The organism is Gelidibacter sp. (assembly GCF_035515035.1).
Classification (GTDB): domain Bacteria; phylum Bacteroidota; class Bacteroidia; order Flavobacteriales; family Flavobacteriaceae; genus Gelidibacter.
In genome coordinates, this window is the sequence record NZ_DATJCA010000011.1 from 1 (window position 1) to 9,384 (window position 9,384).

8 protein-coding genes are annotated in these 9,384 nt (G+C 37.9%); 4 read left to right on the forward strand and 4 right to left on the reverse strand.

Annotation, left to right across the window (positions count from 1 at the left end; genetic code table 11):
- Positions 1–236: hypothetical protein (locus VLZ86_RS00550; RefSeq protein WP_325447633.1), on the forward strand; the 236-nt coding region annotated here is incomplete at its 5' end.
- Positions 237–408: 172 nt separating this feature from the next.
- On the opposite strand, the gene VLZ86_RS00555 is transcribed toward VLZ86_RS00550, so the two are convergent.
- Complete coding sequence (locus VLZ86_RS00555) at positions 409–1,227, reverse strand: GIY-YIG nuclease family protein (RefSeq protein WP_325447635.1); 819 nt, start codon at positions 1,225–1,227, stop codon at positions 409–411.
- Positions 1,228–2,156: 929 nt separating this feature from the next.
- Here VLZ86_RS00555 and VLZ86_RS00560 point away from each other — a divergent pair.
- The 3 genes from VLZ86_RS00560 to VLZ86_RS00570 all read left to right on the forward strand — a co-directional run bounded on the left by VLZ86_RS00560 (position 2,157) and on the right by VLZ86_RS00570 (position 4,919).
- Positions 2,157–2,648 (forward strand): hypothetical protein, encoded by a 492-nt coding sequence (locus tag VLZ86_RS00560; protein ID WP_325447637.1) that lies wholly within the window; start codon positions 2,157–2,159, stop codon positions 2,646–2,648.
- A 528-nt stretch (positions 2,649–3,176) separates the two neighbouring features.
- The gene (locus tag VLZ86_RS00565; protein WP_325447639.1) at positions 3,177–3,809 is read left to right on the forward strand and encodes a hypothetical protein; all 633 of its coding nucleotides are present in this window, start codon (positions 3,177–3,179) and stop codon (positions 3,807–3,809) included.
- Between the two features lie 489 nt (positions 3,810–4,298).
- Positions 4,299–4,919, forward strand: a complete 621-nt coding sequence (locus VLZ86_RS00570) for a hypothetical protein (protein ID WP_325447641.1) — start codon at positions 4,299–4,301, stop codon at positions 4,917–4,919.
- A gap of 939 nt (positions 4,920–5,858) precedes the next feature.
- Here VLZ86_RS00570 and VLZ86_RS00575 read toward each other — a convergent pair.
- The 3 genes from VLZ86_RS00575 to VLZ86_RS00585 all read right to left on the reverse strand — a co-directional run.
- A complete protein-coding gene (locus VLZ86_RS00575) occupies positions 5,859–6,443 on the reverse strand; it encodes a hypothetical protein (RefSeq protein WP_325447643.1) in 585 nt (194 codons plus the stop codon).
- A gap of 54 nt (positions 6,444–6,497) precedes the next feature.
- A complete protein-coding gene (locus VLZ86_RS00580) occupies positions 6,498–7,748 on the reverse strand; it encodes an McrC family protein (RefSeq protein WP_325447645.1) in 1,251 nt (416 codons plus the stop codon).
- On the reverse strand, positions 7,738–9,384 hold a 1,647-nt coding region (locus VLZ86_RS00585), incomplete at its 5' end, for an AAA family ATPase (RefSeq protein WP_325447647.1). The genes VLZ86_RS00585 and VLZ86_RS00580, both read right to left, overlap by 11 nt.

Consider the following 9,384-nt stretch of genomic DNA (forward strand, 5'->3'; position numbering starts at 1 on the left):
TAGGTTTAGCCACTACCTGGGGCATATGCCTCTTTGGAGGTGCAGGTCGGGAGACCACTTTGGGAGATTTACACGAATGCAATGCGACCACAACAAGCAGGAGCAGCAAAACCGATTTCATTTTGAAAGACATAGACTTAGGACTTATAACTCGGCAAATTTTAAACTTTAAATCCAGCATTCAAAATGTATTAACAAAAAGAAAAAGAAGCCACGGCATAGCGCGCCCGGACTAATTTTTGGGGAATATTGGAAGGGAAATTTTAAATGGAGGCAATTTAGAAGATCATGACCTTTTTTTTGTTGGTGAAAAGCAGCGCAATGGCAGCTAAACACCAACACGAGTGTGATAATTCGCTAAAGAGATGAGCACCGTTATAACGCTTGGCGAAAGACACCAATTAGCCCTTATTTCGTGCCGCGGGCGATGGCCTTACACTTATTTCTTAACACGCGGACATTATTGATCACCCCTGGATTTCCGGCAAGGTTCAGCAAAGGCAAATGTTCTTTGATCAACTTGGCCTGTACGGCATGCAGATCGGTGGTGGTGGCGATCCAGTTAAAAATCAAATGTTCTTCAATCCAGGTGATGATTTCCTGCTCATGGTCTGTAGAAAACTTATAATTGTTTTGATTGCTCTTCCCTACCAATGAGCCTTCCTCGGGAACATAACCCAGAACGGCCCCCATGGTCCTGAAAAAGGTGCCGTGGCCTTTAGCTCTCAATTCTTCCTCAAAAAAGTTCTTTTGCAAACTTTTGGAGGCCACGCCGATATACAAGATGGTGTGATTCCGTTCAGTTAAAACATTAAAAAACACGGCATCCAATGCTTTTGGATCCTTGATGCGCACGCAATACAGTCCCGGGGCATCAGGAATGTTCTTCTCCGTCTCGCTAAGGGATTTAAAGTTCTTTTGATTGATCAACACTTTCATCAGGAGGTTATCGTCCAAGCCTATGTTCTTTACAGAAATCTGCTTTTGCTTTGGCACCGATTTTTGGGCCACGAGACCCTGGGTGGTCTTTAAACCGATAAGGTTATTCATATTACTAAACAGATGCGAATTGCTTTTTACCCGCGCCGCAACCTGACTTCCTTTAATGTCGGAACCATCTTTTTTACTGTACCAGCTGTTTGCATTTAAAACTTCGGCAATTTCTGAGGCAGTTAAGGCTTTTCCTGCTTTTAATAAGGCTTGTTGTATCGCTTCGTGTAATGTCATAATTTAAAACACTTGATTAATTAAAAAAATTGTAAGGATTTGGAACATTATATTTTCAGCTTTGAACTTGTTATCTATTGACAGACCCTGCTTAATTGGTCGGTTGATGGTCACTCGAAAAGCAACCCGCGTTGCCCAAAATTCCCCATAGCATAAGAGCGCCGTTTGCATGGTGGCTCGATGGCATTTGATTTAAGATCATTTTCAATTTGGGGAAGTGACGGTTTAGGTTTTACATCCACTCTTGAATCTTTCCTTTTTGGCGGTGTAGGCCGTAATACCACCAGGGGAGATTTACAAGAATGCAGTGCTTCATTAAAGAGCATGGATAGTAGAACCGATTTAATATTAGGTGACATAGCGTTAGCCTACAAAATTAGGCAAAATTTTAAACTTTAATTCCAACATTTAAGATCAATTTAGAAAAAGAAGACGGCCGCAGCTATCGTTCTAAAGATCAAAGCCTAGCAGGTCAGTTCAAAATAACCACCCTGGACCACTCCCCTTTCCCGTTCGGGGCAACTCTTAGCCGAGGATGGCATGGGACGAACCGCGGCCATACCCGAGGTATACCCGAAGTATACCCGAAGTATACACGGGGTATATACGCTATACCTATTGTTTAGCTATCTATTGTTTATATGACTGATTTGTATTACATTAGCTACACTATGGCACTACAGACAGGACCACTTAAAATTTCAGGAACCCTTGGCGAGATCAACTTCTTCATCACTAAAGGGGTGGGATACTCCCGAAAAGCCGGGGGCGGCTTTTCTGGCTATGCCATCCGTACCCAAGACAATATGCGGCGGGTGCGGGAGAATGCCAGCGAATTTGGGCAGTGCAGTAGCGTCAAAAAACAGTTTCGCCTGGCACTACTACCATTTATTAATCCCCGTCAAGACCAGACCTTCCATTCGCGGATGATGCAGGTCTTCCTAAAGATCAAAGCGTTGGATCCTGTTTCTGAGCGCGGCAAACGCCGGGTCTACCAAGGGTTGCAAACGGCCGAGGGGCAGCAGGTGTTACGGCATTATGACGTGACTCCTAAAAACTCCGTTTTAAATGCCCTCTACAAAAGGACCGCCTTTGATGGCCCGTCCCAAACCTTACGGGTCAGCAATTTTAATCTGGCGGGTCATAAAGCCCCAAAAACGGCCACCCATCTTGGGGTCACGTTGGGGATTTTGGACTTTGACTTTGACAGCCTAGAAAGCACCTTAACGGTCTCCCCTACTCGGTTTTTGGAAATTGGCGCGGGGCCTTCGTCTTTTGAGTTGGTGCCTGATCTGTTGAGGTTGCCGGCACATACGGGGATCGTTCTTTTGGGCATCCGGTATTATGAGGTCATTGCCAATGAGGTGTATGGGCTAGAGACTTTGCGGGGGCTGAAGATTTTACCCCATGCCACGGGTTGAGGCCCCTTGTTGTAGGAACTTGAAGCCCAGGTTAGCGGGTGACCTCACCTTAGAACCCCTCATTAGGCCAAACTTTACATTTAAAAACTAACGGGAGCATGTCGTTTGGGTCTGTGGATGTTTTGTGCAAGATCAACTGGCTTATTTAGCGCTTATGAGACGTTTACTTGAAATATTCCGCATCTTTTTCTCCTACCCTTTAGGATGTTTTAAACATACAGGAGCGCAAAATCGCCTCAGCAAACAGGACCCCTTCAAAGCCCCATAACATCGTTTTACACTGCTTTTTAAGTATTTATTCGATTATCGACGTTTTTACTTGTGTAAACTGTCATTATTTGTAAGTTAATGCATACAGGTTAATAAAAAATTAGTATGTTTGGATCTTCCCTCACAAAACTTAAGGTATTTTATCTTTTTATAATCCCTTAGTCTCAAAAAACTGAAATTTTAGAAATCTTATATGTTGGGAACAAGCCGAAAAGCCAACTGAATTTTGGAGTAGGTCAACTATTTTTAAGAAAATAAATGAAAACAAAACTAACTATTTTAAGCCTACTTATTACCTCTGTATTATTTGCACAAACAAAACTGTATGTGCATCCTGACGCCGCGAATTACGTCTCCAACACCAAAACTTTGGCCATACTGCCTTTAAAAACCTCGGTCAAGTTGCGACCAAAGGAGTTAAAGAATTTTACTTCAGAACAGATTACCGAGATGGAAAATGCCGAAGCTTTAAGCATTCAGAAAGCCATGTATTCTTGGTTCCTGACCAGAAAGAAAAGAGGGACGTTGTTGGTGGAGGTTCAAAATCCGACCCTGACCAACGCCTTATTAAAAAAAGCAGGATATGACGTCTTAAAAGCCCATGAAGAACTGCCTAAAGACCTCTGCGGAATTTTGGATGTTGAAACCATCGTTACCGGCAGTTTTTCGACCAGCAAACCCATGTCTACTGGCGCCGCCCTAGGTTTGGCGTTGTTGGGAGTTGGTGGCGCTACGCAAAGTGCCACCGCTAATCTCGACTTTATGCATCTTGACAATGAAGTTGTGGTTAACTACCATAAAAACATCAAGGGCGGCCTTGGTTCTACTTCCGATGATTTGGTCAATATTTTAATGAGAAAAACTTCTAGACGGATACCTTATACGAAGTAAGGTGCATTTAGCTTTATTTAGATGTGTAAAATCACATTTTGTAGAAGCCCTTTTTTAGGGCTTTTGAGTTTTATTAGCCAACGCTAAATATATAATCCAAAGACACTAGCAGCTTGCAATGTTTTCCTTTATGTAGTGGGGGAAGTTTGTTCATGATATGGATACGCTTGTGCTTAGTGCATTTCAGATCTTATGGTAGTCAGTCTTTCTTTGCGAAAGAGCGTTAAACGGAAAGATTGAATTTCAATAATTAATGAGTGCCCTTTTTAAAAATCAATTTGGTCAAGCTGTATGTAATTTTCTATTTTTAATATGACGTTCCAATCTGCTTTTATCAATCTGAATTAATGTGTATTACCTATGAAATTAAAAACAAGCTATTCATTAACTCCAATGAAGTCATATTAATATTATTTAAAATCTATTAGATTTGTATATGACATTCTAATGTAATGGATAAAAACCCCTAATCTAAACTTTAAAATAATTATGGCAGACTGTATAAATTGTGGTGGATATACAAAATTTAATGGAGCATTTTGTTATTCATGCTTTAAAAAGGAGGAAAAAAAAGATGAAATTACTGTTATTGAAAAAGAACCGAAAAAGAATAAAATTAAATCGCAAACAAAAGACAATCCTTGGATTTCAGGAGTTATCAAAGGGCGTATTGCTGAAACCATAGTTGAAGAACTATTTCGCTCCCTTGGATTTCAAGTTTTTAGCTATGGAATGGAAAACTCAATTCCTGGGATCAAAGATCTCTTAAAAGGAGTGAGAGGGGATGTCTCTAAAAACATTCGACAAATGCCTGATTTTGTAGTTTTCAAAGACAATGAAGCACATTTTATTGAAGTTAAATATCGAGCCAGTGGCGAACTTAAATTGAATGACATCGAAAAATATGGTGATTATCCTTTTGAAAATGCCCTCTTTGTCCTTATTACAAGAAAGCATATAAAATGTATATCTTATTTAGAACTCAAGGCGGGAAAAGAAATTACTTCAACGTGTAAAAGTTATTTAGGCAACCGAAAAGAGTTTGATACAGATAAGGACTTGATTATTGATTATTGTAAGTACGCTGTAAAGTTTTTTGAGAATGTATAGTTGAAGTTCTTCTCATAAACATCACCAACGTTAAGTATTAAGTAAGAATTGCAATGGTACAACTATTGATTAGTGATTATATCCCCATTTATAAATTTACACTCTAGATTTTTTGACGTTTTGAAATAAAGAAAATAACGATAGTTTAGAAAAAATTATTGTTTTTGGGAAAAACGGAGATAATTTATCAAAAAGCTTAAATCTGGAGCACTTTAATTTCTTGAAAGAATTTTCAAACATTGAAATAATATACGAACCTAGATTACACGCAAAATATTATGCCACTGAATCTCAGCTTTATTAAGTTCTATGAATTTGGAGACACTTTAGACAAAGAGGCTTACGAATATTTCGATCAAGTTATTACCAATAGTAAAACTCTTTATAAGAGAGCTCCATTTTAAGATGACAAACTGTTTGGGTTTACAAAAAAATATATCGACTCTGAAATTGAAGTCAATGAATTAGAAGAGATATTTAAACGCCCCATTACAACAAATAAAAATAATTTTTCAAAAAGGAATAATGATCCTGATTATGGTTATTGCATTAGCATTAAGGAAAGGCTCCCAATCAATACTCTTAAGCCATTTTCCGAAGCGGCATTTAAATCATGAAATAAATTCAAAGATGAAAACTATAACGAGAAATATTGCCATTTTTCCGGAAGAAATTCTAACGGAGAAACATCATTCTCAAAACCTATTTTTAAAGAAGAATTGGAGTAAGGCTAAAAATTGAATGAGATAGTTAAGGTCTATCTGTAATGTCTTTTGAGGGGTGTAAATCAAAAAATATACTTGGGTTAGGTTTTACTTAAAATCTAACCCTTTTTTTATAAAGCATTAAGAACTGAACAATAGTATCACTAATCTGACGGTCATAGAATATTTTTTGGTGGGTCTCCCCAGTTAATGTTTCAAGCGTCAACAGTAAGTTTTAAGGAAACTCTCTAACTACATATTCCTTATAATTAAAACGCCCTTCCCCGCTGGATACATCCTTTAAATAATTGTAGCGTTCTGAAGATATTTTAAGTTGGACCAATCCGTTGTCCCCACGGATATAGAAAATTTTCTTGGGATCTTTCACCGTACCTTTTGGAATTTTCAACCATATAAAGCCTTCATTTTTTGCAAGAATCAAATGCAGGTCTTCTAAAAATCTTTTTTGATTTACATCAAACCACCAAATAGGGATCGCTTTGTTTATACTCGCAAAATTAGTATTGGAATTTGATAGCACATTTTGGCCTATTGAAGCATTAATCAACTGGATGGCTTTGGCTTTAGATATTTTTTCGACATTTAAATCATTCCCTGAAAGATGGTCAATTTCATGTTCTTCGATCACTTCTTCGACATCCTCAACATACACTTCACGTTTTTCCAGAAAGAATTGTTTATTTAATTTATAAGCTTTCTCGTTATCAGTAGTTGTGATGTGAGGTTTTCCGATTTTAATATATAAATAGTAAATGACGCCCAGCAGCAGAATTATTATGATTATTAGGTTAGTGATCATTTTGCAGGTTTTTGTTTTTAAGTTAAACCATTAGAGTTGTTTATTAGTTCATTTTCATTGCTCGAGAATATTGAAAAAACCCTCCCTCTCAAAACTCCGCAGCATTCGTTCACCAAGTTGCTGATCCAATTTATGATCAGCATTCAAAACATTCATTTTTAAAATCCCACAGGAATGGTCGGGGTGATCAAATTTATGATGGAAAATATTGGTTTGATGGGCACCAGGATATAAGAGAATTGAGAATTTAGATTCCCAATGATCGTTGTAGACATACATCTGTCTCAGATCGGTGGTTGAGGGCCTATTGCCCTCTATTTGCTTCCATTTGGTATCAATTACAATTTGGGTTTCATTGTTTTGTTTAATGATGATATCTGGGCGTAAGCTCATACTCCCCCAAAAGGTCTTCAATTGTTGCCCTTCTACTTTGTATGGGGTGTTTACGCAGGCTTTTTTCAATTGGATAAGGATATACTCCTCCCATAGACTATTCATGTCGAAGAGCAGTGCTATCATCCGTTCAGAACCAGAGGAAATATTGGGCGCATAATTTAAAATGATCAAGCGTGCAATTTCCAAAGCCTTTTTGTAGGGTTCACTTTTACGGTTGAGTTTTAGTTTATCAAAAGTACTTGCCGTGCACCGAATACCGGAGACCTCTGGGAAGTCCAATTGTACCCGTTTACATTTATGATAGAGATAGCTACCTTTAGACAATTGCTCGATAATGAGGAGCGCCTGATCTAAAATTTGATGCAGTTGATGGTTCTTATCATAGATCTGATGGGTGGTATAAAATCGTTCCTTGTGAATCAAATTCTTAGAGATGTGACCTGCGAATTCCAATTTTCCTTTTAAGGCGGTGACGTTTTTGGTTTCTTTATAATATTTTTTGATTAAGCCTTGACGGATGAGTGTTTCCACTTCTCGAAGAAACCAATCGAAGTAAATATCCAACAGATGGATATTCTGCTTATTCACATTGGCCTCTCCTACTTGATTGACCCGAAGTTTTCTTGTGGCACGAAGCATATCGATAAGCACATTCCGCCAAACATTGGTATCGCCAGAGTTTTTATCCGCCTTAGGTAAAATCTCTATGGTCAAGGTATCCATCTGTACCACACCCACATATTGCGAAAATTTAATTCCCTTATGGACTAAAGTAAAATACTTATTGTCATGCAACATGTTGAGCTTTGCCAAAGCTTCAAAATGTTTTTGGGTAAATGCCACGCCACCGTACTCTTTATCATAGTAAAGTGTTTGATGTTCAAAAACTTGTATGGGTTTATGACGCATTTTGATTTAAAAGAAGGGTGACGGCTTTTTCAATATCTTCAATATTCTCAATCAGAGTACACAGGGTCACGTTGTCCGGTTCAGTAATGCCATCGAATGTTGGAAATTTTATAGCATGATTGGTTTTTACATTTAAAAAACCAGCTCCTAAGATCAGAGCAATTTTCTCGTAATCATGATAAAAATATTCCTGTAATAATGGAATTACTTTATTCTTAAAGACATCTTCCAGTGCTTTGGTATCGCCACTCTTTACATTCATAAAATACGAATGGCCAATGGTATGGTCTCTATCCAATAAAAACTCAACACGTTCATTAATGGTCTGCAAAACTTCTTTCAAATTGAAACCGTTAAACTCAATATTTTCAAGCAAGGAAGGGTGTGGCATAATTTCCTTAAAGCTAAAGCGTCGTCGTAATGCAGTATCTAATGCTTCCACAGAACGATCAGCGGTGTTCATAGTACCATAAATGTCCACATTGTTCGGCACTCCAAAATCGGTTTTAGAATACGGCAACCTCACTTTAATTTCGTTATCAGCACCGAGACGTTTATCTGGTTCTATTAGCGTTATCAATTCTCCAAATATGGCAGACACATTGCCTCTATTGATTTCGTCTATAAAAATTGCGTAGCGATTATTAGGGTCATTTTGTGCTCTTAAACACAGGTCTTTAAATACTCCATTTTCAATTTGATAACTCAATTCGTTGTTTTCAGCTTCAGTATTTAATTTAGGTTTGATACCTTCCACAAAGTCTTCGTATGAAAATGACTGATGAAAAGTAGTAAACACATAATGCTTTATCTCTTTCTGTGGATTTACCTCAAAATTATTAACTGATTCTAAAATATCATAGAGTTCAGGAGATTGCTCTTGGAGTTCGCTTTCCATTAAACTCCATGATTTATCTTCGTTTTTATCAAAAATAAGAGGTACCTGCCTTTGTGTGTAAGCCACCGTCGTCGATTCATGAATAGTATGCATCTGTAGATTTCCCCAGAGCGTAGCCCTCACGTTTTTAGATTCAGACATGTTAGCTTTTGCTGCCACCCACTTGTTTTTCAAAAGATCATTCACCCTTGAAGTTCCTCCTTCAATTAAAGCCAAGGCTATCACTTGCCACCACGTTAATTCCCTTACCGTTTCTTCAAAAAAGGTCTCTTTTGTTATAGATGTTTCTTTCAAGGTGTATCTCGGAAAATTCTCCTTCTTTAGCTCGTAGGTTTTCCCAGTTCCCGGAGGGCCGTATAGAATTTGATTTAAAGGAAATTGCGGGTTTCTTTCTTCCATTCCCGAAGTAGTATATAAGTTGTATTCTGCAGTATTTAAAATATGATTTCGGTATTCCTTGTCAAAAATCATTCGTCTATAGGTCTCATTATTATGCTTGTAGTATCCCGATTTCTTCGTTCGTTCTAATTCTCTCTCAATTGCCTCATAGGCTCTATCTCTGTGTGCAAGAGCAAAATTGTAGTCATCAAAATCATTATGAAAAGGAAACTTTTCCTTTCCATCAAATGGAAAACTTTGCTCATTAATTTTCTTTGAAGTTATCATACAGAACTTACCGTTCTCACGTTTTTGAGGATATAAAATCCAACAGTAACGCTGTCCTACAGTAAAATTCAA